The organism is Sphingomonas sp. HITSZ_GF, assembly GCF_029543155.1.
GTDB lineage: Bacteria > Pseudomonadota > Alphaproteobacteria > Sphingomonadales > Sphingomonadaceae > Sphingomonas.
Genome location: NZ_JARQXA010000001.1, coordinates 1,046,742 through 1,072,913, shown reverse-complemented (window position 1 = coordinate 1,072,913; position 26,172 = coordinate 1,046,742). Strand labels below are relative to the sequence as shown.

22 protein-coding genes are annotated in these 26,172 nt (G+C 66.3%); 8 read left to right on the top strand and 14 right to left on the bottom strand.

Annotated features, from left to right (window positions below):
• Positions 1 to 18 precede the first annotated feature (18 nt).
• Genes P6144_RS05220 through guaD form a run of 6 tightly spaced genes read left to right on the top strand, consistent with a single transcriptional unit; the run spans position 19 to position 7,598 of the window.
• A complete protein-coding gene (locus P6144_RS05220) occupies positions 19 to 1,407 on the top strand; it encodes an NAD(P)/FAD-dependent oxidoreductase (RefSeq protein ID WP_277766645.1) in 1,389 nt (462 codons plus the stop codon).
• The gene (gene uraH / locus P6144_RS05215; protein WP_277766644.1) at positions 1,404 to 1,733 is read left to right on the top strand and encodes a hydroxyisourate hydrolase; all 330 of its coding nucleotides are present in this window, start codon (positions 1,404 to 1,406) and stop codon (positions 1,731 to 1,733) included. Before P6144_RS05220 ends, uraH begins: the two co-directional genes overlap by 4 nt.
• Positions 1,723 to 3,099, top strand: a complete 1,377-nt coding sequence (gene xdhA / locus P6144_RS05210; RefSeq protein ID WP_277766643.1) for a xanthine dehydrogenase small subunit — start codon at positions 1,723 to 1,725, stop codon at positions 3,097 to 3,099. Before uraH ends, xdhA begins: the two co-directional genes overlap by 11 nt.
• The gene (xdhB, locus tag P6144_RS05205) at positions 3,092 to 5,383 is read left to right on the top strand and encodes a xanthine dehydrogenase molybdopterin binding subunit (RefSeq protein ID WP_277766642.1); all 2,292 of its coding nucleotides are present in this window, start codon (positions 3,092 to 3,094) and stop codon (positions 5,381 to 5,383) included. Before xdhA ends, xdhB begins: the two co-directional genes overlap by 8 nt.
• Positions 5,380 to 6,312 carry a xanthine dehydrogenase accessory protein XdhC gene (xdhC, locus tag P6144_RS05200; RefSeq protein ID WP_277766641.1) on the top strand — a complete coding sequence of 311 codons (933 nt, stop codon included), beginning with the start codon at positions 5,380 to 5,382 and terminating at the stop codon, positions 6,310 to 6,312. The genes xdhB and xdhC overlap by 4 nt, the downstream gene beginning before the upstream one ends.
• Positions 6,309 to 7,598, top strand: a complete 1,290-nt coding sequence (gene guaD, locus P6144_RS05195; protein WP_277766640.1) for a guanine deaminase — start codon at positions 6,309 to 6,311, stop codon at positions 7,596 to 7,598. The genes xdhC and guaD overlap by 4 nt, the downstream gene beginning before the upstream one ends.
• A 173-nt stretch (positions 7,599 to 7,771) precedes the next feature.
• Here the strand turns inward: guaD and P6144_RS05190 are convergent, their stop codons facing one another.
• From P6144_RS05190 to P6144_RS05175, 4 genes are all read right to left on the bottom strand, one after another.
• Positions 7,772 to 10,846, bottom strand: a complete 3,075-nt coding sequence (locus P6144_RS05190) for a TonB-dependent receptor (protein ID WP_277766639.1) — start codon at positions 10,844 to 10,846, stop codon at positions 7,772 to 7,774.
• 103 nt (positions 10,847 to 10,949) lie between these two features.
• On the bottom strand, positions 10,950 to 11,918 hold the full coding sequence (locus P6144_RS05185) for a FecR domain-containing protein (protein WP_277766638.1): 969 nt from the start codon (positions 11,916 to 11,918) through the stop codon (positions 10,950 to 10,952).
• Positions 11,915 to 12,448 carry an RNA polymerase sigma factor gene (locus tag P6144_RS05180; protein ID WP_277766637.1) on the bottom strand — a complete coding sequence of 178 codons (534 nt, stop codon included), beginning with the start codon at positions 12,446 to 12,448 and terminating at the stop codon, positions 11,915 to 11,917. Before P6144_RS05180 ends, P6144_RS05185 begins: the two co-directional genes overlap by 4 nt.
• 84 nt (positions 12,449 to 12,532) lie before the next feature.
• Positions 12,533 to 15,385 (bottom strand): pitrilysin family protein, encoded by a 2,853-nt coding sequence (locus P6144_RS05175; protein ID WP_277766636.1) that lies wholly within the window; start codon positions 15,383 to 15,385, stop codon positions 12,533 to 12,535.
• A gap of 173 nt (positions 15,386 to 15,558) precedes the next feature.
• On the opposite strand from P6144_RS05175, the gene P6144_RS05170 reads away from it, so the two are divergent.
• Positions 15,559 to 15,735, top strand: a complete 177-nt coding sequence (locus P6144_RS05170; protein ID WP_277766635.1) for a hypothetical protein — start codon at positions 15,559 to 15,561, stop codon at positions 15,733 to 15,735.
• 27 nt (positions 15,736 to 15,762) lie between these two features.
• On the opposite strand, the gene P6144_RS05165 is transcribed toward P6144_RS05170, so the two are convergent.
• The 3 genes from P6144_RS05165 to P6144_RS05155 form a co-directional block, all read right to left on the bottom strand.
• Complete coding sequence (locus P6144_RS05165; RefSeq protein ID WP_277766634.1) at positions 15,763 to 15,990, bottom strand: hypothetical protein; 228 nt, start codon at positions 15,988 to 15,990, stop codon at positions 15,763 to 15,765.
• Between the two features lie 51 nt (positions 15,991 to 16,041).
• Positions 16,042 to 16,419 (bottom strand): hypothetical protein, encoded by a 378-nt coding sequence (locus tag P6144_RS05160; RefSeq protein ID WP_277766633.1) that lies wholly within the window; start codon positions 16,417 to 16,419, stop codon positions 16,042 to 16,044.
• Positions 16,420 to 16,522: 103 nt separating this feature from the next.
• Positions 16,523 to 17,773, bottom strand: a complete 1,251-nt coding sequence (locus tag P6144_RS05155; RefSeq protein WP_277766632.1) for a gallate dioxygenase — start codon at positions 17,771 to 17,773, stop codon at positions 16,523 to 16,525.
• 116 nt (positions 17,774 to 17,889) lie between these two features.
• Between P6144_RS05155 and P6144_RS05150 the strand changes: the two genes are divergently transcribed.
• Positions 17,890 to 18,819 carry a helix-turn-helix domain-containing protein gene (locus P6144_RS05150; protein WP_277766631.1) on the top strand — a complete coding sequence of 310 codons (930 nt, stop codon included), beginning with the start codon at positions 17,890 to 17,892 and terminating at the stop codon, positions 18,817 to 18,819.
• Positions 18,820 to 18,836: 17 nt separating this feature from the next.
• On the opposite strand, the gene P6144_RS05145 is transcribed toward P6144_RS05150, so the two are convergent.
• The 7 genes from P6144_RS05145 to P6144_RS05115 all read right to left on the bottom strand — a co-directional run bounded on the left by P6144_RS05145 (position 18,837) and on the right by P6144_RS05115 (position 26,153).
• On the bottom strand, positions 18,837 to 19,301 hold the full coding sequence (locus P6144_RS05145) for a hypothetical protein (RefSeq protein ID WP_277766630.1): 465 nt from the start codon (positions 19,299 to 19,301) through the stop codon (positions 18,837 to 18,839).
• A 61-nt stretch (positions 19,302 to 19,362) separates the two neighbouring features.
• A complete protein-coding gene (locus P6144_RS05140) occupies positions 19,363 to 21,840 on the bottom strand; it encodes a TonB-dependent receptor (protein ID WP_277766629.1) in 2,478 nt (825 codons plus the stop codon).
• Between the two features lie 223 nt (positions 21,841 to 22,063).
• A complete protein-coding gene (locus tag P6144_RS05135) occupies positions 22,064 to 23,008 on the bottom strand; it encodes a Gfo/Idh/MocA family oxidoreductase (protein ID WP_277766628.1) in 945 nt (314 codons plus the stop codon).
• 16 nt (positions 23,009 to 23,024) lie between these two features.
• Positions 23,025 to 23,867, bottom strand: coding sequence for a class III extradiol dioxygenase subunit beta (locus tag P6144_RS05130; RefSeq protein WP_277766627.1), 843 nt, complete (start codon positions 23,865 to 23,867; stop codon positions 23,025 to 23,027).
• Positions 23,867 to 24,277, bottom strand: a complete 411-nt coding sequence (ligA, locus tag P6144_RS05125; protein WP_277766626.1) for a protocatechuate 4,5-dioxygenase subunit alpha — start codon at positions 24,275 to 24,277, stop codon at positions 23,867 to 23,869. The genes P6144_RS05130 and ligA overlap by 1 nt, the downstream gene beginning before the upstream one ends.
• Complete coding sequence (locus tag P6144_RS05120; RefSeq protein ID WP_277766625.1) at positions 24,274 to 25,299, bottom strand: amidohydrolase family protein; 1,026 nt, start codon at positions 25,297 to 25,299, stop codon at positions 24,274 to 24,276. The genes ligA and P6144_RS05120 overlap by 4 nt, the downstream gene beginning before the upstream one ends.
• Entirely contained in the window at positions 25,296 to 26,153 is an 858-nt protein-coding gene (locus P6144_RS05115) for an NAD(P)-dependent oxidoreductase (protein WP_277766624.1), read from the bottom strand. Before P6144_RS05115 ends, P6144_RS05120 begins: the two co-directional genes overlap by 4 nt.
• Positions 26,154 to 26,172 lie beyond the last annotated feature (19 nt).

The following is a 26,172-nucleotide window of genomic DNA, read 5'->3' as shown; positions in this document are numbered from 1 at the left end:
GATGACGGAGATGGTGCGATGACGCTGGCTTCCCTTGAGACGCGCCTGGCGCACGACCTGGCCTGCCTGAATTTCGGCGAGGCGAACTGGCTCAAGCCGCGCGACGGCGAATATGACGTGGTGATCGTCGGCGGCGGGCAATCCGGGCTCGGCGCGGCCTTCGGGCTGATGCGCGAGCGGATCGGCAATATTCTGGTCATCGATGAGAATCCGGCGGGCTACGAGGGGCCGTGGGACACCTATGCACGCATGGCGACGCTGCGCACGCCCAAGCATCTGATCGGGATCGAGCATGGCGTGCCGTCGCTAACCTTCCGCGCCTGGTGGGAGGCGCAGCATGGCGAGGCGGGCTGGGCGGCGCTCGGCAAGATCCCGCGGCGCGAATGGATGGCCTATCTGCGCTGGTTCCGCGCCGCGCTGAAGCTGCCGGTGCGCAACGACGCGAAGCTCGAGCGGATCGAGCCGATCGGCGGCGGCTTTCGCCTGCATCTGGCGGGCGGCGAAGTGCTGGCCGCGCGCAAGGTGGTGCTGGCGACCGGCATCCAGGGCGGCGGCCATTGGCACACGCCCGATTTCGTCAGGGCGCTGCCCGCGCACCGCTTCGCGCATACGTCGGAGGCGATCGACTATGACGCGCTCGCCGGCAAGCGGATCGCGATCCTGGGCGGCGGCGCGTCTGCGTTCGACAATGCGGGCACCGCACTGGAGGCGGGCGCAGCGGCGGTCGAGGTGCATGTTCGCCGCGACGCGCTGCCGGAGGTCAATCCGATCCGCTTCATGGAGGCATCGGGGATGATCCCGCGCTACCCGGCGCTGGACGATGCCGCCAAGTACGAGGTGATGCGCAGCTTCTTCGAGCGCAACCAGCCGCCGACGGTCGATATGTTCGAGCGGGCAGCGGCGCATCCGGGCTTTGCGCTGCACACCGGCAGCCCGTGGCTGTCCGTCGAGGAAACGGGCGAGGGCGTGGTCGTCACCACGCCGAACGGCTGCTTCACCTATGATTTCCTGGTGCTGTCGACCGGGCTGGTCACCGATCCGGCGCTGCGCCCCGAACTCGCCGAAGTGCAGGGCGAGATCGCGCGCTGGGGCGACCGGTTCGCCGCGCCCGATCCGATGCCCGTGCTCGATGCGCATCCCTATCTCGGTCCGGCCTTCCAGTTCCAGCCGCGCACGTCGGAAGGCGCCGCCGCGCTGCACGGCCTGTTCGCCTTCAACTATTCGGCGCTGATCAGCATGGGACTGTCTGCGGCGGCATTGTCGGGGCTGAAGCATGCCCTGCCGCGGCTGGTGAGCGGGCTGGCAGATCAGTTGTTTCTCGACGACGAGGCGCGCATCCTCGCCGAGTATCTCGCCTATTCCGAGCGCGAGTTCACCGCGCAGTGGAGCAAGGGAGAAGCGGCATGAGCAGCCTTTCGACGCATGTTCTGGATACTGCGCATGGCTGCCCCGCGGCAGGAGTCGCGGTGAGCCTGTCGGGGACATCGGGCCAGCTGTTCAGCGGCACGACCAATGAAGATGGCCGCTGTCCGGGCATGCCCGCGCTCGATCCGGGCACGTACAGCCTGGAATTCCGGGTCGCCGACTATTTCCGGGGACGGGGTGTGGCGCTGCCCGATCCGCCCTTCATCGATGTCGTGACGATCGCCTTCGGGATCGCTGAAGCGGCGTCGCACTATCATGTCCCGCTGCTCGTCAGCCCCTTCAGCTATTCGACCTACCGTGGCAGCTGAGATCCGCTTCCTGCTCGACGGAGAGACCGTCACCGCGGACGCCTCGGATCCGACGCTGACCGTGCTCGAGCTGCTGCGCTACAAGCTGCGCCGCACCGGCACCAAGGAAGGCTGTGCCGAGGGCGATTGCGGCGCCTGCACCGTGTTGCTCGGCGAGGCGGCGGACGAGCGGGTGCAGTGGCGCGCGGTCAATGCCTGCATCACCTTCCTGCCGATGCTCGATGGCAAGGCGCTGCGCACGGTGGAGAGCCTGGGCGGCTGCCATCCGGTCCAGCGCGAGATGATCGACCGGCACGGGTCGCAATGCGGCTTTTGCACGCCGGGGATCGTGATGTCGCTGGTCGGGCGCTGCGCCGGCGCGCTGGGCACCGAACAGGTGCCGGTGGGCGATGTGCTCGCGGGCAATCTCTGCCGCTGCACAGGCTATGGCCCGATCCTCGCGGCGGGAGAGGCGGTGCCCGTCGCGGCCGAGGAGGATGGCGAGACTCTGGCGCAGCTGCGCGCGCTTGAGCCGGCCTATGACAATCCCCGTACCGGCGACGAACTCGCGGCGCGGCTGCTCGCCGAGCCCGAGACGCGGATCGTCGCGGGGGCGACCGATGTCGGACTGTGGGTCACCAAGCAGCATCGCGACCTTGGCCCCACGGTGTTCATCGGCGACATCGCCGATCTGCGGACGATCGAGGAGACCGACGCGGCGCTTATCCTCGGCGCGGCGGTGCGCTATTCGGAAGCGCGCGAAGCGCTGACCCGGCTGGCGCCCGAGCTGGGCGAGCTGGTGCGGCGGATCGCGGGCGTGCAGGTGCGCAATGCCGGCACGATCGGCGGCAATATCGCCAATGGCTCGCCGATCGGGGACACGCCGCCGGCGCTGATCGCGCTGGGCACCACGTTGACGCTGCGCCGGGGCGATGTGCGGCGGACGATCCCGCTCGAGGATTTCTTCCTCGCCTATGGCAAGCAGGACCGCGCGCCCGGCGAGTTTGTCGAGCGCATCACCATTCCGCGCCCGGCAGCGGGAACGCGCGTGCATGTCGCCAAGCTCTCCAAGCGCTTCGACAGCGACATATCGGGCGTGTGCGGCGCCTTCGTGCTGCGGATCGAGGATGGGATCGTCGCGCATGCGCGGATTGCGTTCGGCGGCATGGCGGGCATTCCCGCGCGGGCGCGGGGTTGCGAGGCGGCCTTGCTCGGCCAGCCCTGGAACGAAGCCACGGTCGAGGCCGCCGCCCGTGCGCTGGCGGCAGACTATGCGCCGCTCGACGATCTGCGCGGCTCGGCCGCCTATCGCAGCACCGTGGCGGGCAACCTGCTCCGCCGCATCTGGGCAGGCGACAGCGAAGCAGTGAGCGTGCTCCATGGCTGAGCCTGCCGTCCACCGCTCGATCCCGCATGACAGCGCGCCGCTGCACGTCGCCGGCAGCGCCGCCTATGTCGACGACCTGCCCGAACTGCCCGGCATGCTCCACTGCGCCTTCGGCCTCGCCGCCGAAGGCCATGCCCGGCTGGTTTCGCTCGATCTCGACGCGGTGCGGGCGGCGCCCGGCGTCGTCGCGGTGTTCACCGCCGCCGATATTCCGGGCGAGAACAATATCGGCCCGGTGGTGCATGACGATCGGCTGCTCGCCGATGGCGAGGTGCTGTTCCATGGCCAGCCGCTGTTCCTCGTCGCCGCGACCAGCACGCGTGCCGCCCGCCGCGCCGCGCGGCTGGGCAAGGCGGTGTTCGAGCCGCGCCCGGCGCTGGTCTCGATCGCCGAGGCGCAGGCCGCGGGATCGCTGATCGAAGCGAGCCAGTGCATGGCGCGCGGCGATGCCGATGCGGCGCTTGCCGCGGCGACCCACCGCGTCTCGGGCAGCTTCGAAATGGGCGGGCAGGAGCATTTCTACCTCGAGGGCCAGGCCGCGATCGCCATCCCGGGCGAGCAGGGCGCAGTGCACATCATCAGCTCCACCCAGCACCCCAGCGAAATCTCGCACCTCGTCGCGCATCTGCTCGGCACGTCGCACGCCGAAGTGACGGTCGAGGTGCGGCGCATGGGTGGTGCGTTCGGCGGCAAGGAGACGCAGGCGGCGGCCTTTGCGGCGGCCTGCGCGCTGGTCGCGGCGAAGACCGGGCGCCCGGCGAAGTTCCGCGCCGACCGCGACGACGACATGATGGTGACCGGCAAGCGCCACGACTTTACCGCGGGCTATGATGTCGGGTTCGACGACGAGGGGCGGGTACAGGGCATCCGCATCGAGCTCGCCTCGCGCTGCGGCGCCACCTTCGACCTGTCGCCGGCGATCAACGACCGGGCGATGTTCCATGCCGACAATTGCTATTTCCTGCCCGCGGTGGAGATCGTCAGCCATCGGCTGAAGACCAACACCGTCTCGAACACCGCGTTTCGCGGGTTTGGCGGGCCGCAGGGGATGATCGCGATCGAGCGGGTGATGGATGCGATCGCCGCGCATCTCGGCCGGGATGCGCTGGCAGTGCGCCAGGCCAATCTCTACGGCCCCGGCCGCGACGTCACGCCCTATCACATGACGGTTGCCGACAATGTCGCGCCCGAGCTGATCGCGGACCTGGCGGCCAAGGCCGGCTATGCCGAGCGGGTTGAGGCGGTCGCGGCGTTCAATGCCAGCCACAAGGTGCTCAAGCGCGGGCTGGCGCTCACCCCGGTCAAGTTCGGAATCAGCTTCACCACCACCCATCTCAACCAGGCCGGCGCGCTGGTGCTGGTCTATGCCGACGGCTCGGTCCAGCTCAACCATGGCGGCACCGAGATGGGGCAGGGGCTCTACATCAAGGTGGCGCAGGTGGTCGCCGATGTGTTCGGCGTCGATGTCGGGCGGGTCCGCATCACCTCGACCCGGACGGACAAGGTGCCCAACACCTCCGCCACGGCGGCTTCCTCGGGCGCCGACCTCAACGGCATGGCCGCCTTCAACGCCGCCGCCACGATCCGCGGGCGGCTCGCCGATCTGGCGGCGTCGATCTTCGGCTGCGATGCGGAGGCGGTGGAGTTCCTGGGCGGGCTGGTCGTCAGCGGCGACCAGTCGTGCAGCTTCGACGATCTCTGCCGCCGTGCCCACCTCGCCCGGGTCTCGCTCGCCGCGACCGGCTTCTACGCGACGCCGCACATCGCCTATGACCGGCCCAGCCATCGCGGGCGGCCCTTCCTCTACTTCGCCTATGGCGCGGCGCTCTCCGAAGTGGTGATCGACACGCTGACCGGCGAGCACAAGGTCGTCGCGGTCGACGTGCTCCACGATGTCGGCCGATCGCTCAATCCGGCGATCGACCTCGGCCAGATCGAGGGCGCCTTCATCCAGGGCATGGGCTGGCTGACCACCGAGGAGCTCGTCTATGACGGACGCGGGCGGCTGCTCACCCACGCGCCCTCGACCTACAAGATCCCGACCGCCAACGACCGTCCGGCGCATATGGACATCGCGCTGTGGGAGCCTGGGCGGAACGTCGAGCCGACCATCCACCGTTCCAAGGCCGTCGGCGAGCCGCCCTTCATGCTGGCGATCTCGGTCTTCTCCGCGCTCACCCATGCGGTTGCGGCGGCCGCGCCGGGCAAGGGGCTGCCGAAGCTCGATGCGCCCGCCACGCCCGAGCGCATCCTCGCGGCGGTGCAGGAGCTGCGCGGGCGATGATTCCCGACTGGCTGGAGGCGCTGCGTGCCGCGCGTGGCCATGAATCCGCCGCGCTGGTGACCGTGCTGTCGACCGAAGGCTCGGCGCCGCGCCGCGCCGGTACCCGGATGACGGTGACCGCCGGCGACAGCATCGGCACGATCGGTGGCGGCGCGCTCGAGCATCGCGCGATCGAGCAGGCGCGCAAGCTGCTCGATCTGCCGCCGGGGAGCTGGCGCGTGCAGGACTGGCCGCTGGGCCCGCTGCTCGGCCAGTGCTGCGGCGGCCAGGTGCGGCTGCTGCTCGAGCATGTCGCGCACGATCCCGATGGGTGGGACTGGACCGACTATGTCGAGCGCCGCAAGGCGGTTGCCTCGCTAATCGTGGGCCCCGACCGGATCGACCGGGTGCCCGCCGAATATGCCGAATCGGGCGTGCCGACGCCGTTGCCGCCGCGTGCCGAGAAGCCGGGGCCCGGCACCAGCTTCATCGAGCCGGACGATCGCCGCGCCCAGCGGGCATTGCTGATGTTCGGTGCCGGCCATGTCGGCGTTGCCATCGCCCAGCGCCTGCCGCGCCTGCCGTTCCGCCTTTCCTGGTTCGATCCGCGCGAGAACCGGGCGATCCCCGGCGTGTCGCTGCAGGACGAGGATGCGATGGTCGCCTGTGCCGAGCAGGCCGAGCCCGGATCGGCGGTGCTGGTCTTCACCCATGATCATGGGCTCGATTACCGGATCACCGCCGCCGCGTTGCGCTCGCAGGCGGCGTTTGTCGGGCTGATCGGATCGGACACCAAGCGCGCCCGCTTCCTCAAGCGCCTGAACGAGGAGCAGCTCGATACCGCGCGGCTGACCTGCCCGATCGGCGTGCCGGGCATCGAGGACAAGGCGCCCGACATCATCGCGATCGCCGTGATCGCGCAACTGCTGATGCTGGAGACCGGAGCGTGAAGGCCTTTCGTGCCGAAATCCTGAGCGTGCCCGAGGATCCGGCGACCGCCGGGCCGGGCGCGGTGCGCCATTTCCCCGACGGGCTGCTGGTGGTCGAGGACGGCCTGGTCGTCGCGTGCGGCGATCATGCCGCGCTGGCCGGGCGTTTTGCGGGCGTCGAAACCGAGGCGCTGGCCGGGCTGCTTGTCCCCGGCTTCGTCGATGCGCACGTCCATTATCCGCAGACCGGGCGGATCGCCTCGCACGGCGAGCAGCTGCTGCAATGGCTCGAACGACACATCTTCCCGGCCGAACAGGCCTTTGCCGACCGTGCGCATGCCGAGGGCGTCGCCGCCTTCTTCCTCGACGAATTGCTGCGCAACGGCACCACGAGCGCGCTGGTATTCGCCACGGTCCATGCCGCCTCGGTCGACGCGCTGTTCGATGCGGCGCTCGCCCGCGACATGCGCATCGTCTCCGGCAAGGTGCTGATGGACCTCGGCCCGGAGGGCCTGCGCGACGATGTGGCGCAGGGGCGGGCGGAGACCGAGGCGCTGATCGCGCGCTGGCGCGGCCGCGGGCGGCTCGGCTATGCGGTAACCCCGCGCTTCGCGGTCACCTCGAGCGACGCGCAGCTTGCCGATGCCGGCGCGATCTGCGCGGCGCATCCCGAGGTGCTGATGCACACGCACCTCTCGGAGAACATGGGCGAGATCGCGGCGGTGGGCGCGCGCTTCGCCGATGCGGTGGACTATCTCGACGTCTATGACCGCTTCGGGCTGGTCGGCCCGCGATCGGTGTTCGCGCACTGCGTCCATATGAGCGACCGCGCGCTCGGCCGCATGGCGGAGGCGGGTGCGGGGATCGCCTTCTGCCCGACCAGCAACCTGTTCCTGGGATCGGGGTTGTTCGATCTCGCGGCGGCCGCCGACCGCTTCGGCGTGAAGATCGGCATGGGTACCGATATCGGGGCGGGGACGAGCTTCTCGGTGCTCCACACGCTGGGCGAGGCCTATAAGGTCTGCCAGCTCCGGGGCTGCAGCCTCGATCCGTTCCGAGCGCTCCATCTCGCGACCATGGGGGGCGCGCGGGTGATGGGCATTGCCGACCGTGTCGGCGCGCTGCTTCCAGGGCAGGAGGCGGACTTCATCCTGCTCGATCCGGAATCGACGCCGCTGCTCGCGCGGCGCACCGCCGGCGCCCCGCTCCACGATCGCCTCTTCGCGCTGCAGGTACTGGGCGACGACCGCGCCGTGGCGGCAACCTATCTGCGCGGCCGCCGCGCGCATGCACGGGGCGGCATGTAGGTCCTGGCGCAATCTATTGGCGCGATCCCGAACGCTGCCTTGGCCACGAACCCCCGGAGTGGCCCCATGCAGGAACGCTCCAGAAGGGCATCACGCGCTTCCAAGAGCTTTCATGCTTTCGGAGGAGTGCGGCCACCGAGCTTGTTCCCGGCAGCCGCGCTCAGCCACGCTGTTCAGAACGCCTTCGACAGGCCCAGCTGAAATCGCCGCAGCCGGGGATCCCCGTTGAAATCGTAACCGGTGAGCGAGGTCGTCGCGAGGAGCGGGGGGCGCTTGTCGAAGATATTGAATACGCTCAGGGTAAGCTTTGTGTTCGACAGCGCTTCGAAAAGCCCGCCGTCACGCTGCCCGAAATCAAACTGGATGATCAGGTCGTTGTAGAGCTGGCTGGGGACGAACTGCGATCCCTGGCGCTGTTCGATCGGGGCGCAGGATGCGGCCGCAAGCGTGGCGGCGCAGATCCGATATTTGTCGAAGAATTGGGCGTTCCACGAGATTGCCAGCGGGCCTTTGTCCCAATCCACGCCGAAATTGCCCTTCCAGCGCAACGGCGCGCCGTCACCCGCGCCGACCGTATTGATCTGCGCATCGGTCGACAGCACCTGCCGCATCAGCAGCGTCTGGTAGGTGCCGATCACATAGGGACGGAACATGCCGATCGACTTGTTGCCGAAGCGGTAGTCGAACTGGAGGTCCCATGCCTTCACTTCGGTCTTGGCGACGTTGAAGGAGGCGTTCGAGATCGACGTGATCGGGCCGGCCCACCCGGCGGGGTCGGTCGGAAGATTGGCGCCGCGGACGATCAGGCCGGGAAACTCCGCCTCCCGCAGCAGCAGGTTGGCGATCGAAATGGTGCCCAGTTCGTCCGACTTGCTGATATGCGTGAAGTCGAGCGATACCCGAAATCCGTCGAGGAAACGGGGCGTCAGGACGGCGCCGGCGGAGAAGCTCTTCGACTTTTCGGGCTTGAGATCGGGCGAGCCGCCAAGAAGGATCGTCACTGCCGTGCCGAGCGGGGTGTTGCCGCGCCGGGGGTCGGTGTTGGGCGAGAGGTTGGCGATGGTCGACGATGTCGTGATCTGGCTGAGATCGGGCGGCAGGAAGCCGGTGCCGTAGCTGGCGCGGAACGCGATGTCGCGGATCGGCGAATATTTCACGCCGGCGGTGTAGCTGGTCGCCGACACCTTGTTGGTGACGGTGGTGTAGGAGGGGAAGGGGCCGTCGAGCGAGGTGACGGAATAGCTACCCGAGCCGTTGGCGCGCGTCGAGCGATAGTCGTCGTAGCGGATCGACCCGAACAGCTCGAGTTCGTTCATCAGGAACACGTCGTTGCCCGGCGAGAAGATCGGTGCGCGGAGTTCGCTATAGGCCGAGTTCACACGGCGGCGCTTTGGCGCGTACCAGGTATAGGAGCTGGTGGTAGGGGTGACGAATAACGCGGTGCTCGCCAGCGCGCGCTCGATCCGCTGCTCAAGATAACCGGACAGCGTCAGGCTGCCGCCGGGCAGCCGAAAAAAGGGCTGGGCGAAGCGCAGCGTGGTCGTGTCCTGCGTGACGCGGATCGGCCCGCTCGCATTGCGATCGGCGGCGCCAAGGACAGCCGTGGTGTCGGGAAAGCTGGCAAAGACATCGCTCAGCGCAACCGTGCGAAGATAGGTCGTCACCGCGGCACCGGTAAGCGACGAGCTGTAGGAGCCTTCGGTCCTCGACGCGTTGCGCCCCTCCGACCAGGTCTTTTCCAGCGCGATCGTTCCCTTGGTCGGCAGATGCACGATCACGCCGCCGCCGATCCGCGCATTCTCGATTTCGCGCACGCTGGTGATCGGCAGATTGGGCAGCGGGATGCTGACGCGGATATTCTGGCTGAACGGATTGTTGGCGTCGGTCGACGGCAGCGTCACTGAAGCCAGGTTCAGCGAGCGATCCTTCGTGACCGTCCGGTCCCAGCCGCCGTCGACATAGACTTCGACGCTGTTGCCGAACTTGCGGCGGATCGATCCCAGATAGGATTGAAGATTCTGGCTCGCGTAGAGCGACTGGCCGCCGGGCACGGAATCGAAATTGGGCTGGCCCGCAGTCGCGACCAGACCCGCAACGCCATCGACGGCTACGCCCGCATAGCTGGCGGGGACGCTGGCATAGGCGCTGTTGAGCGCGGTGCCGCCATAAGCAGATTTCAGGGTTAGGAGCGTGGTGGCGGAGCAGGTGGTGGCCGTTGCGGACGCGACTGCGCAGATGTTCGGCGTCGAGGCATAGATCGGCGTCGAGAAATCGGCGGGGCGATTTTGCCAGTTGAGCGCGCGCGCGTCGCGCTGGAAGCTGCGATCAGATACCGCAAGGCCGCTCTGAGTCGAGCGGGTCGCGCCGAAGGTCACGCGCGTCTTGCCGCCCTCTAGCGAGAAGCCGCCATTCACGCTGATGCGCGCATTGTCCGAATCCCAGCGGCTGGTGTTGCCATAGGCGGCGTCGATCGTGAGCCCCGGATCGCGCTTGAGGATGATGTTGATCACGCCGCCCGTCGCGCCGCCGCCATAGATGCCGCCGGCGGTGGCGGGCAGGATCTCGATCCGCTCGATCGAGGAAAGCGAAATTCCGTTGATGTTCGGCTGTCCGAACGACCCGGTGGAGATGCCTACGCTGGGCATGCGCCGGCCATCGACCAGGATCAGCGTCTGCGCGGAGCTAAGGCCGCGCAGCGAGATCAGCCCCGCATTGGTGTTCGCCTGGCTGGTCGTCGTCCGCTGCGAATTCATCGGCAGGCGGCGCTGCAGGAACTGTTCGAGATTGGTGGCGCCGGAGCGGCTGATTTCCTCCGCCGGAATGACCACATAAGGCTGCACATCGTCGCGGGTCCGCACCACGTCCGCATTCTGCGAGCGGGTGCCGGTGACCAGGATGTCCGCGACGCCCTTTTCTTCAGGGACATCGGCATCGGCAGTCTGCCCGCGCACGATCGCCAGCGCGCCGCTTGCGTCCCGGCGCACTACGAAGCCGGTGCCTGCCAGGATCGCCGCAAGGGCATCGTCGGCGGAGTGCATGCCGCTGGCGCCCGCACTCCGTGCGCCCTTCACCTCGTCGGACTTGTAGATGAGCTGCTTGCCGGACTGGCGGCCATATGCGTCCAGCGCCTGCTTCAGGCTGCCGGCGGGGATGTTGAACATCCGCTGCTGTGCGCTGGCAGGCGTCGCCATCGCTGCGATGCAGACGCTCGATGCGAGGATCGTTGCCGCGTTGCGGTGAAAAGTCATCAATGTCCCCCCAAATGGCCCGATCGGCACCGATCGGTCATTTGCTGAGACTTCCCGTCGTCACAAACCCGTAACAGCGGTTGAACATTTTCGGTGACGGTTCTCAATTGACGATGCGAACCTCGCGTTCGCCATCCTCGATCTTCAAGCCATAGGCGTCGTGCAGCAGGCGGACAAAGGCATCGACGTTCGTGGCCTGGAACGTGCCGCCGACGCGGATCCGCGCCGCCGCGGGATCGACCACGACCAGCTTCTTGGCATTGTAGCGATTGAACTCCGCGGCGGCCTGCGCCAGTTCGGTGTCGCTGAAGGTGATCCGGCCATCGCGCCACGCCAAGGTGTCCTCGATCCTTTCGGCAGCGCCACTGGTGACCAGCGTCGAGCGTCCCTCGGCATGGGCGATGTCGCCGGTGGTCACGGTGGTCGAGGCGCCGGTGGGGCCGCCCTGCGCGATCTCGTCCACCCGCACGCGCCCCGTGACCACCTCTACGCGGACCTTGTCACCCTCGCGGCGCACGCTGAACTTGGTGCCCAGAACGGTGACCGTCCGCGATCCGGCATGCACGATGAACGGCATCGTATCGGAATGGCGGACTTCGAAATAGGCCTCGCCGTGATCGAGCCAGACCTCGCGGTGGCTTTCGGTCACGGCGGCGCGGAGCGCCGTATCGGTGTTGAGCTCGATCCGGCTGCCGTCGTTGAGCGCGACATGCGTGCGCCCGCCGACGCCGGTCGCGATCTGCTGCGTCGGGCGCACGACATCGGTGGCGAGCAGGTTGTGCCATCCGATCGCGACAGCCAGCGCGACCGATGCAGCCAAGGCCGTGATCCCGGATCCGATCGCCCATCGCCGGAAACGCGATCGTGGCGCGGCGACCGCGGAATCATGCTCGGCCCCGGCCATGGAATCGGCACGGCGCCAGCCATGTTCGAGCCGCCAATAGGCAGCCTTGTGCGCAAAGGATTGCGCCAGCCATTCGGACAGCTGCGCCTCGTCCCGGTCGCTCCACTCCGGCTCTTCCCGGCGAAGTACCCAGCGGGCTGCGGCCTCCTCGATCTGCTCTCCGTTCATTGTGCACCCCTTTTCAGAGTGTCGTTAGGTCCGCGCTCCGAGCGGCGTATCTTGCCCGAACCGCCCAGCATGAAATCGATCAGCGCGCGCATGCCGATCGTGAGTTGCTTCTCGACTGCGTCGCGCCCGGTCCCCATCCGCTCCGCGACTTCGCGCGTCGAAAGCCCCTCCACCTTTCGAAGGCGCACGACCTCGCGGCAGCGCGGCGGCAACAGCTCCAGTCCTTCCATCGTCCGTCGCAGTTCGTCGCGCGCGCTCAGGTGGCGCTCGGCGTCGAACACGGCGGCGTCCAGCTGCACTTCGTCGATATCCGCCGCCAACTCGAACGAGACGATGCGCGCACGTTTTGCGCGGCTGATGAGGAGGTTCCGGGCAATGGTGAAGACATAGGCTTTCGTGTTCTGCGGAATGCCGTTGGCGGCACCGGACAGGGCACGTTCGTAAACCTCCTGCCGGATATCGATGAGCTCTGACGTGTCGCGGGAATTGCGGTGGATGTAGCGCGCAAGCGAGGGTTCGAGAGGGAGCACCTCTCGGCAAAACCATTCGCGAAGAACCTCGTCCTGAAGCGTCGCCCGCTACTCCTTGTCAGCCTGTCCTAGTGCCAAGAGTGTTCAGTTCGGGATTCCCGTAACATTTTTCTTGGGGCTTGCGGCATCGCCTGTTTGCAGCGCCGTGACGACCTCGATCGGCAGGCCTAGCCCGTCGAGCTGGGGCCGAACCGTCTCGGCATCGCCAACGACCACCCAAAGCAGCTTTTCCGGGTCGATCGCCTTTCGCGCGGCCTGGTCGAGCGCGCTGCCGGTCTGGGCAGCATAGCGGGTGGCGAGACGGGAATAATAGTCGTCCGGGCGCCGGAGCATGTCGTTCTCCTCCATCGCGTACAGCACGGAGGACGCGGTTTCGAAGCGGCCGGGCAATTGGCGAACCGCACCGTCCGCCGTCAGCCGCAATTCCCGATCGGTGATGCCGTCGGCACCAAGAAACGCGTCGATATCCTGGCGAAGCGCGGCGATCGAGGCCCCGGTCTTGTCCGACTGAACCGACGCGTTGATCTGGAAATTCGCCTGGCCGACGCGCGTCGAAATCCGCGTGCTGGCACCATAGGTCCAGCCCTTCTTCTGGCGCAGATCCATGTTGATGCGCGACAGGAAAGAGCCGCCAAGCACGTCGTTTGCCGTCTCCAGGTTCAGCGTGTCGTCGCCGCCGCGGACGGGCAGGAGTTCGCCGGCCGCGATCAGCGATTGGGGTGCCCCCTTGCGGTCGATCAGGACGATGCGGGGCGTCGGGCTTGGGGCGGGCAAGTCCAGCGACTTGCTGCCGCCGGTGCCGCTCGCGCGCCATTTGCCGAAGCGCGCTTCGAGCATCGCCTGGATTTGCGAGAGCGGACGGTCGCTCACGACGAAGATCTTCGCCTTGTCGGCGCGGATCCAGCTGCGCTGAAATGCGGTCAGGTCCTCGCGCGAGATCGCGGAGACGCTTTCGCGGGTGCCGGATCCGTTTCCGGACAGGCCATAGGGATGATCCGCGCCATAGATCGCGGGAAGCAGGTAGCGCGACGCGATGGCCGAAGGCGTGGTCGATTGCGATGCGATCTGGGCCAGCATCTGGCCGCGCTTGCGCTCGATGCTGGTTGGCGCAAAGACCGGATCGAGAGTCACTTCTGCCATCAGGTCGAGCGAAGGCTCCAGCCTGTCCGATAGCGCCGTCAGGACGACGCCGCTGCTATCGGTGGAGGAGCCGGAATAGATCAGCGCCCCCAGCTCTTCCGCGCGCTGCGCCAGCGCGGTCGGCCCCAGCGCCTTGGTGCTGTCCGCGATCAGCGAAGTGGCCATCTCGGCGGTGCCGGGCCTGGCGCGCGAATCCGCAGCATATCCCGCGTCGAAGGATAGCTCGACCAGCGTCACCGGCACGGCGCTGCGATTGGCGTAGATCACCTCGATCCCGTTGCTCAGCCTGCTGCGCGAAACCTGGGGAAAGCGCAGCGACGGCGTTGTGCCGATGGGCGGCATGGGCAGTGCCGCGGCCTGCGGAGCCGCTGCGGGCGGGGTGGGCGAGGCCGTGGTGGCGGCTGGGGTGCTGGATGTCGCCGTCGCCTCGGGTTCGCGGGTGCCCGGCGCCACGGTCAGCGACAGGCCGGGACGCAGCAGCCATTTCGCCATTGCCGCGCGGACCTGGTCGGGCCTGGCTTCGGCATAGGCCGTCCAATCCTTCCGATAGCGTTCGGGATCGTTCGAATAGAGCAGCCCCTCCGCCAGAAGCGCTGCCTTCATGCCGTTGCTTTCCAGCGGCAGGATCTGGCCGCTGATGAGGCGGCTGGCGACGCGGGAAATTTCGGCCTCGGTCGGGCCCGTACGGAAATAGTCGGCGAGCAGGGCATCGAGGCGCTGCTCCACCCGGTCGGGATCGATTCCGGGCTTTACGTCCACGCTCACTTCGAACGTGCTTATGCCGATGTTCCGCCGAAGCGTTGCGGTGACGCGGACGGCGAGCTGTTCGTCGCGGACCAGGATCGTGTCGAGGCGCGAGCTGGTGAGGCCACCGAGCACCCAGGCGCCGATCGAGAGCGAGATCGCGTCCTTGTCATTGCGGCCCGGGACGACCCAGCTGCGGTAGAGCCTGGTCGCCGGCACGGCATCGTGAATGGTCTTGCGGACTTGCTTGTCGAGCGTCGGCACCGCCACCTGCAACGCCGCCTTTTTCGGGCTGGACGGGATCGATCCGAAGTATTTCGTCACCAGGCGCTTGGCTGTGGGGAGGTCGATATCGCCGGCCAGCGACAGCACGACATCATTGGGGCCGTAATGTTCGCGGAACCATTGGTGGACGTCGGCAAGGCTCGCCGCGTTCAGATCGTCCATCGATCCAAGGATGGTGTGGCCGTACGGATGGCCTTGCGGAAACAGGTTGGCGATCTGGACGCTGTCGACCAGGCCATAGGGGCGATTCAGGCCCTGGCGCTTCTCGTTCTGGACCACCCCACGCTGCGCATCGAGCCGCTGCTGCGTGACCACTTCGAGCAGATGGCCCATGCGATCGGCTTCGAGGAACAGCGTGCGCTCCAGCGCGCCGGTGGGGACCGTTTCATAATAGTTGGTGCGATCGAAGGAGGTCGTGCCGTTATAGCCGGTCGCGCCGATCGCCTTGAGTTGTTCGAAATACTCGCCGGGCGCATTGGCCGATCCGCCGAACATCAGATGCTCGAAAAGATGCGCGAAGCCGGTCTTGCCCGCGGGCTCGTTCCGCGATCCGACGTCGTACCACAGGCCGACCGCGACGACCGGTGTCTTGCGGTCGGTGTGAACGACGACGCGCAGGCCGTTCGGCAGGGTGAAGCTGCTGTACGGAATGCGGACCGAGTTGATCAGATGCCGGGACAAGACAGCGTCGGTAGTCTGTGCGCGGGCGATCGATAGCGTCGATTGGGTGAGCAACAAGGCTGAAAGCGCCGCATATCGGAGCCGCATGATGTTCTTTCCTTCGGGAATGTAAGACACGACGAGAAGTGTAAAGCCTGAGACATTCGAAGGCCGGAAAGCCGTAACACGCATGATGCCGAGCGCGGCGTTCGATAGCGGCGCCGCGCCGTCGAGGATGCCGGCTTGCCGCCCGCGACCATTCCCTATGGCACTCCCCGATTGTGCGCGGCCTGCGCGGGGGGGGGGGGGGGCTGCCGATCCGGCTGATCGCCGCGCTTCACGATACCTCGGTCGCGATGATCGAGCGGCATTATTCGCGCTGGATCACCGAAGGGCTGGACGATCTGGTCGCGCGTGGGGTGGTGCCGCTTGTCGGGGATCTCGCCGAGGCCGCCTGAGCCCCCAGGCAGTTGCTCGATCTGGTTTCAGCGCGCGAGACGACGCGTCACGACGCGCGGCGCGCAACATAGCGCGCAAATGTCGCTGCGTCGCTCGAAACCCTGGGCCCCCACCAGCTGGCGCGCCGCCTGGTTGGCCTGGCTCGTCCAGGCGAGGCCGAGCTTTTCGGCGAGGCACTCGTCGCAAATCGTCTGAGGCGAGAGACGTGCGATCAATCCCTGCACCTGGTCCAGGATAGTCGTGTCCGCCGGCATCAAGCTCCTATGCAGGGGATCGGCATGCCCGCAAGCCGAAGGCGTGTTGAACTAGATCCTAGCCATTGCCGAACGCATCCACGCGACGAAGTCGCGGTTGCGCTCCCGTACTTGCCTCACGGAAAGGGAATAGGTGTCGTCGGCTTCGTCCAGGCGCACGGCCGGCCAATTTGCCTGGTGGAGCGCGGCCGCCGAGCGCATCTGCGAGAATTTCTCGCGAAACAGCTGCAGTTCGTCCGGCAAGTCGAGCGCGATGAGCAAAGGCTCCACGAGCTGTCCGACCGTGGCGATCTGCGCAGCCAATTCCCTGCGCAATTCTATGAGGTCATATTTGCGGCGTTCGTCGGTGCGCGACGAAACCGCCGCCAGTTCCGTCTGTATCCGTTCCAGAGCGTTCAGCGCCTCCGAAACTGCTGCGGCGTTTCTCATCTTCCCCGCTTTCTGGCCTCTCCGGCGATCAAGCTAATCGAGCTGTCGAGGGCGCACATGCTTGCCATTCGGAGGGGTGTCGCATCGGCCAAGTCGCCATCGGTTACTCGTCCGGAGTGGCGCCTTTCAGCTTTGCTCCCACCGAATAGAGCGCGCCGGGCGCGTTGCGGCTCGCCTGGAATTGCGCGAGCGTCTCGCCGCGCATGCCCGCGTAAACAACGGCGTTGGGTAGGCCCAGCACGGCGGCGAGCTTCTCGAGCCCGAAGAAGATCGCCCCGCGCTCGATCAGGCCGGTCCAGTTGCGGTCGCGAATCAGCTGCCGATCCCCGGCATCGAGCCCGGAGGCTGCAAGCGTGGCTTCCTCGTCGGCGAGGAAGGCGGCGCGGTGCGCGGGCTCGACCATCTGCTGGAGGAAGCGGTTCAGGTCGTAGTTCTGCACGCTCACGTCGAGCGTGAACGGCTGGCTGTGTGGCAGCGCCAGCATGGCAGGATCGAGATCCGTCGCCAGCGGCTGTCGCTCGGGATTTTCGAGCAGCAACGTCGCAATACCGGTCATCGAAGGCAGGTAGTAGTTGCGCGAGAGCAGCTTGGGAGCGGCGGCGAGCGCCCCGCGCATCACCAGCCACATCACCACTTCCGAGCTTTCCCAGCCGCCGCGCATCGCCAGCTCGGCCTGGCTCATGCCGGCAAGCACCTCGGGATCCTCGACGATCAGGTCGAGGAATTGCCGGTCCCATTCGGGATCGTTGAAGCCGGCGCGCTTGCCATGGACCTGGTGGGAGAGGCCGCCGGTCGCGACGATCGCGACCGACAGGTCCTCGGGATAGCTCTCGATGGCGCGGCGGAGCGCCCGGCCCAGCTTCCAGCAGCGCCGGGCGCTGGGCACCGGGCTCTGTAGCACCCCGACGGCAAGCGGAATCAACGTCGTCGGCCAGCCCTCGTCATGCGCGTAGAGCAGGCTCATCGGCGAGAAGCAGCCATGGTCCAGCGGTCGGCGCTGGAACAGCGACATGTCAAACTCGTCGGCGACCAGCCGTTCGGCGATGTGACGGGCAAGCGCCGGATGCCCGGCGATTGGGGGAAGAGGGCGCGCGCCGCCGCCTTCGTCCGCGACATCGAAGCGGTCGCCGATACCGAGTGCGAACACGGAATAATGATCGAAGAAGAAGGAGGTGACGTGATCGTTGTAGATCACGAACACGACATCGGGCCGCTTTTCGTCGAGCCAGGATTTGAGCGGCGCATAGGCGGCGAAGATCGGCGCCCAGGCGGGGTCGTCTTGCTTGCCCGCGTCGAGGGCGAAGCCGATCGTGGGTGTATGCGAAGTGCCGATGCCGCCGATGATACGTGCCATTGCTTCCGTCTCTTCCTGTCTCAGCACACCGCGGGTGCCTGGGCGATGCGTTGTGCGCCCGTTCGGCTGCGCCACTTTCGATTGTCTGCACTTGCGGTCTGCGCTAGCGTGACGCGATGGTAGAAAGTCAAAATGATTTGGACTTTCCGGCCGGCGGCACGCCCGTCGTGCGCAACGCGGGCGCAATTCCGGTGCCACGCTATTCGCTTTACGGCGACCCGACACTGCAGCGTGATTGGGTGTTCAACGTCGAACCGCTTGCGCGTCGCGCGCGCGAAAAGGGTTGGGCGATTGATCCGCATGTGCATCCGAAATTCACCCAGCTCGTCTTCGTCTCCAAGGGTGGCGGCACGATGACGATAGATGGCGACGTGGTCGAGTTCGATGCGCCCTGTGTCCTCGTCGTTCCGATCTTTCATGTGCACAGCTTTCGCTACCGTGCTCCCGCGGACGGGAAGGTCCTCACACTCGAGGACAGCTACCTGGCGGATTTGCTTACACGCGCTGCCGAATTGAAACCAATCCTGCGGACCGCTGGTGCCTTCGCCATGTCGCCGCCAGCCTGGCGGTCGGTCGCTGCCGGGTTGAAGAGCCTGGTCGAGGAACTGGTCGAAGCCCGCACCGGCCAGCGTATCGCCGCCGAGATGCTGTTGCTCAAGATCCTGCTTGCGATGCTCCGCGACCGGCCGGCGGAGGGGCAATTCGGAGCCTCGGGCCGCGCGGAGGTTGTCGAACGCTTCCTTGCGCTGGTCGAGGAACGGTTCCGTGACCAGCCTTCGCTTGCCGAACTCGCCGCGGAGATGGGAATGACCGAGGCGCAGCTTCGCCTGGCCTGCCGAGGTTCTACCGGCATGGCACCGCTGTCGATCCTGCACGACCGCGCGCTGGCCGAGGCGAAGCGCTGCCTGGCCTATACTTCGCTGAGCATCGCGGAGATCGCCTATGCGCTCGGGTATGACGACGCCGCCTATTTCAGCCGCTTCTTCACGAAGAAGATCGGCCAGTCGCCGTCGCAGTTCCGGCGCACGCGCGGGATGAGCGGCTAAAACAGGCGGCGTGTTGCTCAGTTTGGTGCCGCCGATCGGTGCTTGACGATAAGCGCGAGCGGCACCGTGAAGAAGAAATGCGACATGAACCCGCCGATCACGACCACCGGATCGAGATAGTCCGGGTGGTTGTCGGACGCGATCGCGATGGCGACGTGCATGACGATCCAAGCGACCACCGCGTAACCAAGTGCCACCAGCGTCGCCTCGATCCCGCGCCGGCGGAACCAGGGCCAGATCAGCGCGAAGCCCACGCCCCAAAGTGCGGAGAAGAAGAAATGGATGCCCGTGCCGATTAGATAGGCGAGGGGGCCGAGCGATGCCTGAGTCGCTTTGCCAAACACCAGCCCGACTGCGTTGGAAGGGATGCCCGCCAGCGGCAGAAGGTGCTGCACGCCAACCCAGACGATCGCTTCATAGATCCAGATGATGATACCGCCGGCGAGGCCCGCCAGGATGCCGGTTCGGATTGTCGCGTTCATTTGGTCTCCGGGAAAAAAGGTTGGGCCGCGACGCCATCATCGCCGCGGCCCGTGAGGAAGATCAGAAACCTATCGAAACAGTGCCGCCGATATAGCGGTCGAAGTCACGCGGCAGGGCTTGTGCGACTGCGCCGGCGCCGCCCACCGATCCCGAGATGCGGCGAAGGCTCGCCACATAATGCTCGTTGAACAGGTTCTTCACATAGACGCTGAACTTGTAACGGCTTTCCGGGCTGGTGAGCGTCAGCGTCGCATTGGCCACGCCGAAGCTCGGCCGCAGCCACACCGAATTGGGGTTGGTGGCGTCGTTGAGGTTGGTGAACAGCGTCTTCGACGTCCAGTTATAGTTGCTGGTGAAGTTCAGTCCCCAGTCGCTGCCGAGATCGACGTCATAGCTCCCGGCCAGGCCCCATTTGGTCGCCGGCGCATTGAGCGGGGTACCGCCCTTCAGATTGAGCGTCGACGTGACGAACAGATCGCCGAACTTGTTGTCGGAGAACAGGAAATTGCCCGAAAGCCGCAGGTTGCGCGCGGGGCGCAGCACTACCTCGCCTTCGACGCCCTTGGTAAACAGCTCGCCTGCCGAACGCAGTACCGGCGCGCCTGATCCGTCGGTGCCGGTCGAGGCAGTCTGATAGCCGGTGAACTTGGTGTCATAGGCGGTGACGTTCACCGTCAGTGCGCGATCGAACCATTGCGACTTGAGACCGATTTCCCAGGAGCGCGACTTCTCGGGCGCCACCGGGCTGGCGTCATAGCCTGCTTGGGTCAGGTACATGTCGGCATCGACCGCCTGTCCCTTATAGCCCTTGGCCCAGCTGGCATAGACCATCACATCGGGCGTGAAATCGTACTTGATGCCGAGCTTGCCGATCAGTTCGTCGTCGGCGAAATCGCGGATTACGTCGAACTGCGGCGTGCCGGTATTGGCACCCGGCGCGGGCTGGCCCGCGACGTTCACATTGACGACGCTGCCGATATGATCGCCGTTCGGCGCAGTTACGCGCTGGTGATGCCACCAGAGTTCGTCGCGCAGATAGCGGAAGCCACCCGTCAGGGTCAGACCCTTGACCGGGTGGACGTTGAGGTTGCCGAACACCGCCTTGTTGGTGTTCTTCACTTGGGTGATCATGTCGGCGAGCACATAGGCGGTATCGCGATTGATCGTGTAGGTGGTCGGCGTCGGGAAGCTGACATTGCCGGCGATGTTTGAGCGAACGCCACCGATCGTCAGGTTCCGCCGCGTATAGGCGTCGTAATAATAGAGGCCGACGATGTAATCGACGACGCCTCCCGTGGGCGAGGTGAGGCGCAGCTCCTGCGTGAAGGTGTTGTTCATCTCCAGGTTGTTCGACTCGCCGCACACGCCGCGCTGGCAGGCGAAGCTCAGCGGGTTGAGCAGCAGTGCATCGAGCCTCGCAGTGGCGTCGGCGGCGGAAATGCCGGGCACCGTCGCATTGTAGAGCTGTTGCGGCGTCACGCCGGTGAACGGCGCGTTGGTACCGTCCCGGTCGCGGATCGCGAAGTCGCGGAACTGGCGATAGGCGGTGATCGAGGTCAGCGTGTGCGTGCCGATCTCGAAATTCGCCTCGAGCGAGGCGCCGCGATTCTTCTGATATCCTTCCTGCACCGTGTCGAAATTGACGTAGCGGTTGTCGGGGCCGACCGGCGTGTGGGTGAAGGCGGCGGTGACGTTGCCCGATGCCGCGGCAACGCGGATCGGTTCGCCGCAGCAATCGGCGTCGCGCTGGCTGATGTCGCCGGCGAGTAGCAGGTTCACGCCCGGCGCCGGCTCCCATTCGAGCTTGAGCTTGCCGCCATAGCTGGTGGCATTGTTCACGGGATCACCGGTGGCGACATTGATCACCACGCCGTCTTCATGATGATAGTAGCCGAAGGCACGGAAGGCGAGCGTCGGCGAGATCGGCCCGGTCAGCATCAGGGTGCCGCCATACTCGTTGTTCTCGGCGAGCGTGCCTTCGATCCGGCCCTCGAACTGCTGCTTGTTCGGGCGTTTGGTGACAATGTTGACCGCGCCAGCCGAGGCGTTCTTGCCTTGGAGCGTGCCTTGCGGTCCGTTGAGCACTTCGACGCGCTCGATATCGCCCAGCCCGTCGAACACCGCGCCCGGGCGGGTATAGACGACGCCGTCGACGATTGTCGCGACCGAAGGCTCGACGCCCACCGAGAAGCTCTCGGTGCCGATGCCGCGGATCGAGAAGTTGAACAGGCGCGCCTCGTCGGCCGCCTGGAAGTTGAGCGTCGGCGCGATCTGGCCGAAATCCTTGGGCGTCTGGATCGCGAGCTTGTCCATCGAGTCAGAGCTGATCGCGCTGATCGAGACAGGCACATCCTGTAGCCGCTCTTCGCGCTTGTTGGCGGTGACGATGATCTCGTCACCGTTCACAGCCTGCGCCGCGTCGGCGGGCTTTTCCGCAGGCGCTTGAGGTGCCTCCTGGGCATAGGCCATCGGCATCGAAAGCGCTGTCGAAGCCAGGAATCCAAGCATGTAGAATTGTCGCCGCGAACGCATGCGCATCACCCCTCTCCTTATCCCCGCGCGGCCTTATCTCGGCGTCATGCGCCCACCGCTGCAGAGCCAACCTGAAGTATTGTTCATGCTTAGGCGATGGCGAAAAATGAAAATCGTTTGGACATTTTGTAAGGTGATCGAGACCCCAATTTGTGATGGGCGGGCTGCTCGGTGCCCCGTCATTTCTTGACGGGCAATACGCGGAATATGTAAGGCTCCCGGTCGCGCTTTACTTGCCCGCAAGCTGCGCATCGAGCGCGTCGAGCACGCGGTAGCAGGGCAGCACCTGCGCGACCGAGCTGTTGGGCTCGCGCCCTTCGCGGATCGCCGCGATGAACTCGCGGTCCTGCAGCTCGATGCCATTGTTCGAGATCGCGACGCCGCTCAGGTCGACCGGCTCTTCCTTGCCCGTCACCAGATCGTCGTAGCGCGCGATCCAGGTGCCGTTGTCGCAGATGTAGCGAAAGAAGGTGCCGAGCGGCCCGTCATTGTTGAAGCTGAGCGACAGCGTGCAGATCGCCCCGCTCTCGGCCTTCAACTGGATCGACATGTCCATCGCGATGCCGAGCTCGGGATGGATCGGCCCCTGGATCGCATTGGCCTGGACGATCGGTCCGGCCTGATAGGCGAACAGATCGACCGTGTGCGCGGCGTGGTGCCAGAGCAGGTGATCGGTCCACGACCGCGCCTCACCCTTGGCGTTCATGTTCTGGCGGCGGAAGAAATAGGTCTGGACGTCCATCTGCTGGACCGCCGCCTCGCCGCGCGCGAACTTTGCGTGCAGATACTGGTGGCTCGGGTTGAAACGCCGCGTATGGCCGACCATCGCGACCAGCCCGGTCTCCTGCTGCTTCGCCAGCACCGCCTCGGCATCGGCCAGGCTGTCGGCGAGCGGGATCTCGACCTGGACGTGCTTGCCGGCCTCGAGGCACTGGATCGCCTGTTCGGCATGCATTTGGGTCGGCGTGCACAGGATCACCGCATCGACATCGTCGCGCGCCAAGCTGTCGGCAAGGTCAGTGGTGGCATGGCCGATGCCATATTTGTCCGCCACAGCCCGCGTGGCTTCCAGCCGGCGGTCGACGAGGCTGACGATTTCGACGCCGTCGATGTTCTTGAGCCCGTCGAGGTGCTTTTCGCCAAAAGCGCCCGCGCCGGCGAGTGCGATCTTCATCTGTCTTCTCCGTGGATCAGGAAACGGGCTCAAGCACGATGTGCCCGACCGCGGTGTTGCTAGCGGGGACGTGGTAGTGCCGATGCAGCGTCCGGGTGGCGCGGCCGAGTGCGCCGCGCATCACCAGCCACATCACCATCTCGATGCCTTCCGAGCCGGTCTCGCGCAGATATTCGATGTGCGGGATGTGGCGCAGCTCCTGGGTGTCGCCTTCGAGGCGATCCAGGAAGCGATTGTCCCACGCCGCGTTGATCAGTCCGGCGCGCGGCCCTTGGAGCTGGTGGCTCATCCCGCCCGTGCCCCAGACCTGCACGTCAAGATCCTCCGGGAAGCTCGCCACCGCGCGCGCGATCGCCTCGCCCAGCGCCCAGCAGCGATTGCCCGAGGGCGGCGGATAGGTGACGACGTTCACCGCAATCGGGATCACCTTCACCGGCCATGCCTCGGGCTGGCCGAACATCAGGCTCAGCGGCACGGTCAGCCCGTGATCGACGTCCATCTCGTTGATGATGGTCATGTCGAATTCGTCGAGGATCAGGCTCTGGGCGATATGCCAAGCAAGGTCGGCATGGCCCTGCACCGCCGGAACCGGGCGCGGCCCCCAGCCTTCGTCGGCGGGCTGGAATTCCTCGGCGCAGCCGATCGCGAAGGTGGGGATCACCTTCATGTCGAAGGCCGAGGCATGGTCGTTATAGATCAGGATGACGACGTCGGACTTCTGCTCGGCTTCCCAGGCGCGCGTCCATTCATATCCGGCGAAGGCGGGTGCCCAATAGGTATCGCCGGTCTTGCCGAGGTCGATCGCGGCGCCGAGCGCGGGGATATGGCTCGTGGTCAGCCCCGCGGTGATCCGCGCCATCAGCTTTTGTCCTTGAAAGAGCGCAGCCCCTCGGGCGAGCGGCCGCCGGCGAGCATCATCGCGGAATAGTCCTCCAGGCTCATGCCGCTCATCGTCGAGACCGCCTGGAGGAAGCTCTGGCCATCGGTCGAGAAGACCTTGGCCATGAAATAGATGTTGCCGCCGAGATCGAGTAGGCGGTTGTAATCGCGGTCGAGCACCGCCTGCTTCTGCTCGAGCGTGAGCTTCCAACCCTCAAGATAGGCGGCTTCGTCGGCCTTCCAGCGCTCGCGGTTCTCGGGCTTCATCAGGCTCATCGCGAACTGGTTGAGATGATAGCCTTGGCGCGCCCGTGCCGCGGTGAACACGCGGGTGCCGGGGATGTCCTCGAATTCGGCGAGATAGACATGGATGTCCCTCGGGCCTGTCACAGCCCGCGTGCCTTCAGCCTGGCGTCGAGCCGCGGGAACACGCGCCGGGCATTGCCCTCGAAGATCGCATGGCGCTGGTCGTCGCTGATCGGCAGCGCGTCGACATAGCGCTTGGTGTCGTCGAAATACTGCCCGGTCTGCGGATCGATCCCGCGCACCGCACCCACCATCTCGCTGCCGAACAGGATGTTCTTGGTGTCGATCACCTCGGCGAGCAGGTTGATCCCCGGCTGGTGATAGACGCAGGTATCGAAGAACACATTGTGCATCAGATGCCCGTCAAGGCTTGGCTGCTTGAGCATGTCCGCCAGCCCGCGATAGCGCCCCCAATGATAGGGCACCGCGCCGCCGCCATGCGGGATGATGAAGCGCAGCGTGGGAAAGTCCTTGAACAGATCGCCTTCGATCAGCTGCATGAAGGCGATCGTGTCCGCCGCGATATAATAGGCACCGGTCGCGTGGAGCCCCGGATTGCAGCTGCCCGAGACATGGATCATCGCCGGCACGTCGAGCTCGACCATCTTCTCGTAGAAGGGATACCAGAAGCGGTCGGTCAGCGGTGGTGCAGTGAAATGGCCGCCGCCCGGATCGGGATTGAGGTTGCAGCCGATAAAGCCGAGTTCGGTGACGCAGCGCTCGAGCTCCTCGATCGAGCCGCCCAGCCCGGCCTGCGGATTCTGCGGCAGCATGCAGACGCCGGCGAAGATCTCGGGATAGAGATCGACGCAGCGCGCGATCAGGTCGTTGTTCGCCCGCGCCCAGCCCTTGGCGACGCCCTCGTCGCCGACATGCGGCGCCATCGCCGAGGCGCGGGGGCTGAAGATCGTCATGTCCGCGCCGCGTTCCTTGATCAGGCGGATCTGGTTCTTCTCCAGCGTTTCGCGAATCTCGTCGTCCGAGATCGCCGGATAGGCGGGCGCGGCCTCGCCGGCCTTGAACGCGGCCTTTTGCAGCTCGCGCCAGTCGTTATGCGCGGCCGGCGCGGTGGTGTAATGGCCGTGGCAATCGATGATCAGGGTCACGCGGCCTTCGCCTTTCGATCGAGGAGCAGTTGGAGCTTGGCGTCGAGGCCGTGCGGGGCGCCCTGGCCGATCGCGCCGGCTTCGCGCTGGCGCTGGACGGTGCCGTGGGTCATCGCCGCGTCGATGCCGAGCGCCTCTAGCGTCTTGACCACTTCCGCCATCTCGGCGGCGCGGCGGGTGCCGTGGACGAGCATGCGGTCGAGATTGTAATCGGCGCGCTCGGCCCAGGGCTTTGGCTTGTCGCTGGCATCGAGCGAGGCGAGCACTTCGCCGCGCACGCCCGCGGCCTCGGCGGCGAGCATGCATTCGGCGGTAAGCGCCTCGATCCCTTTCACGATCACCGATCGGATCATCTTCACCGAGGATGCCGCGCCGATATCGCCGGCGATCACGCGGACATGGGTGAAGCCCATCGCCTCGAGCAGCTCGGCGCCCGCCTCGGCATGCGGCCCACTCACCAGCAGCGGTACCGCCCGGCCGGCAGGATGGACCGGCGCCATCACCGCGACATCGACATAGCGTCCGCCCGAGGCTTCGATCGCATGGGCGGCGGCGCGCTTGGTGTCGGGGGCGATGCTGTTCATGTCGATCCAGAGCGCGCCCGGGGCGAGATATGGCGCATAGTCATTGGCGGCGAGCAGCGCTTCGTCGGCGGTGACGAGCGAGAGAACGGCTTCGGCGCCGGTCAGTGCCTGTTCGGCGCTCGCGGCGTCTTCCACCTGGGCTTCGGCAAAGGCGTCGCGCATCGCGGCGCGCTTGAGATCGAAAGCGGAGAGGCGCAGCTCAGGCGCATGGCCCGTGGCGAAGGCGCGGCCCGCCTCGCCGAAGCCGATATAGGCTATGCTTCTCTCCATGCCGACCGACTGGCACTCC

Coding starts and splice junctions, on each gene's coding strand:
- P6144_RS05155 (WP_277766632.1), bottom strand. CDS start 17,773: ATGGCACGTATCATCGGCGGCATCGGCACTTCGCATACACCCACGATC.
- uraH (WP_277766644.1), top strand. CDS start 1,404: ATGAGCAGCCTTTCGACGCATGTTCTGGATACTGCGCATGGCTGCCCC.
- P6144_RS05220 (WP_277766645.1), top strand. CDS start 19: ATGACGCTGGCTTCCCTTGAGACGCGCCTGGCGCACGACCTGGCCTGC.
- xdhC (WP_277766641.1), top strand. CDS start 5,380: ATGATTCCCGACTGGCTGGAGGCGCTGCGTGCCGCGCGTGGCCATGAA.
- P6144_RS05135 (WP_277766628.1), bottom strand. CDS start 23,008: ATGAAGATCGCACTCGCCGGCGCGGGCGCTTTTGGCGAAAAGCACCTC.
- xdhB (WP_277766642.1), top strand. CDS start 3,092: ATGGCTGAGCCTGCCGTCCACCGCTCGATCCCGCATGACAGCGCGCCG.
- P6144_RS05160 (WP_277766633.1), bottom strand. CDS start 16,419: ATGAGAAACGCCGCAGCAGTTTCGGAGGCGCTGAACGCTCTGGAACGG.
- P6144_RS05190 (WP_277766639.1), bottom strand. CDS start 10,846: ATGACTTTTCACCGCAACGCGGCAACGATCCTCGCATCGAGCGTCTGC.
- P6144_RS05185 (WP_277766638.1), bottom strand. CDS start 11,918: ATGAACGGAGAGCAGATCGAGGAGGCCGCAGCCCGCTGGGTACTTCGC.
- P6144_RS05175 (WP_277766636.1), bottom strand. CDS start 15,385: ATGCGGCTCCGATATGCGGCGCTTTCAGCCTTGTTGCTCACCCAATCG.
- P6144_RS05165 (WP_277766634.1), bottom strand. CDS start 15,990: ATGCCGGCGGACACGACTATCCTGGACCAGGTGCAGGGATTGATCGCA.
- P6144_RS05140 (WP_277766629.1), bottom strand. CDS start 21,840: ATGCGCATGCGTTCGCGGCGACAATTCTACATGCTTGGATTCCTGGCT.
- P6144_RS05145 (WP_277766630.1), bottom strand. CDS start 19,301: ATGAACGCGACAATCCGAACCGGCATCCTGGCGGGCCTCGCCGGCGGT.
- P6144_RS05115 (WP_277766624.1), bottom strand. CDS start 26,153: ATGGAGAGAAGCATAGCCTATATCGGCTTCGGCGAGGCGGGCCGCGCC.
- P6144_RS05150 (WP_277766631.1), top strand. CDS start 17,890: ATGGTAGAAAGTCAAAATGATTTGGACTTTCCGGCCGGCGGCACGCCC.
- P6144_RS05130 (WP_277766627.1), bottom strand. CDS start 23,867: ATGGCGCGGATCACCGCGGGGCTGACCACGAGCCATATCCCCGCGCTC.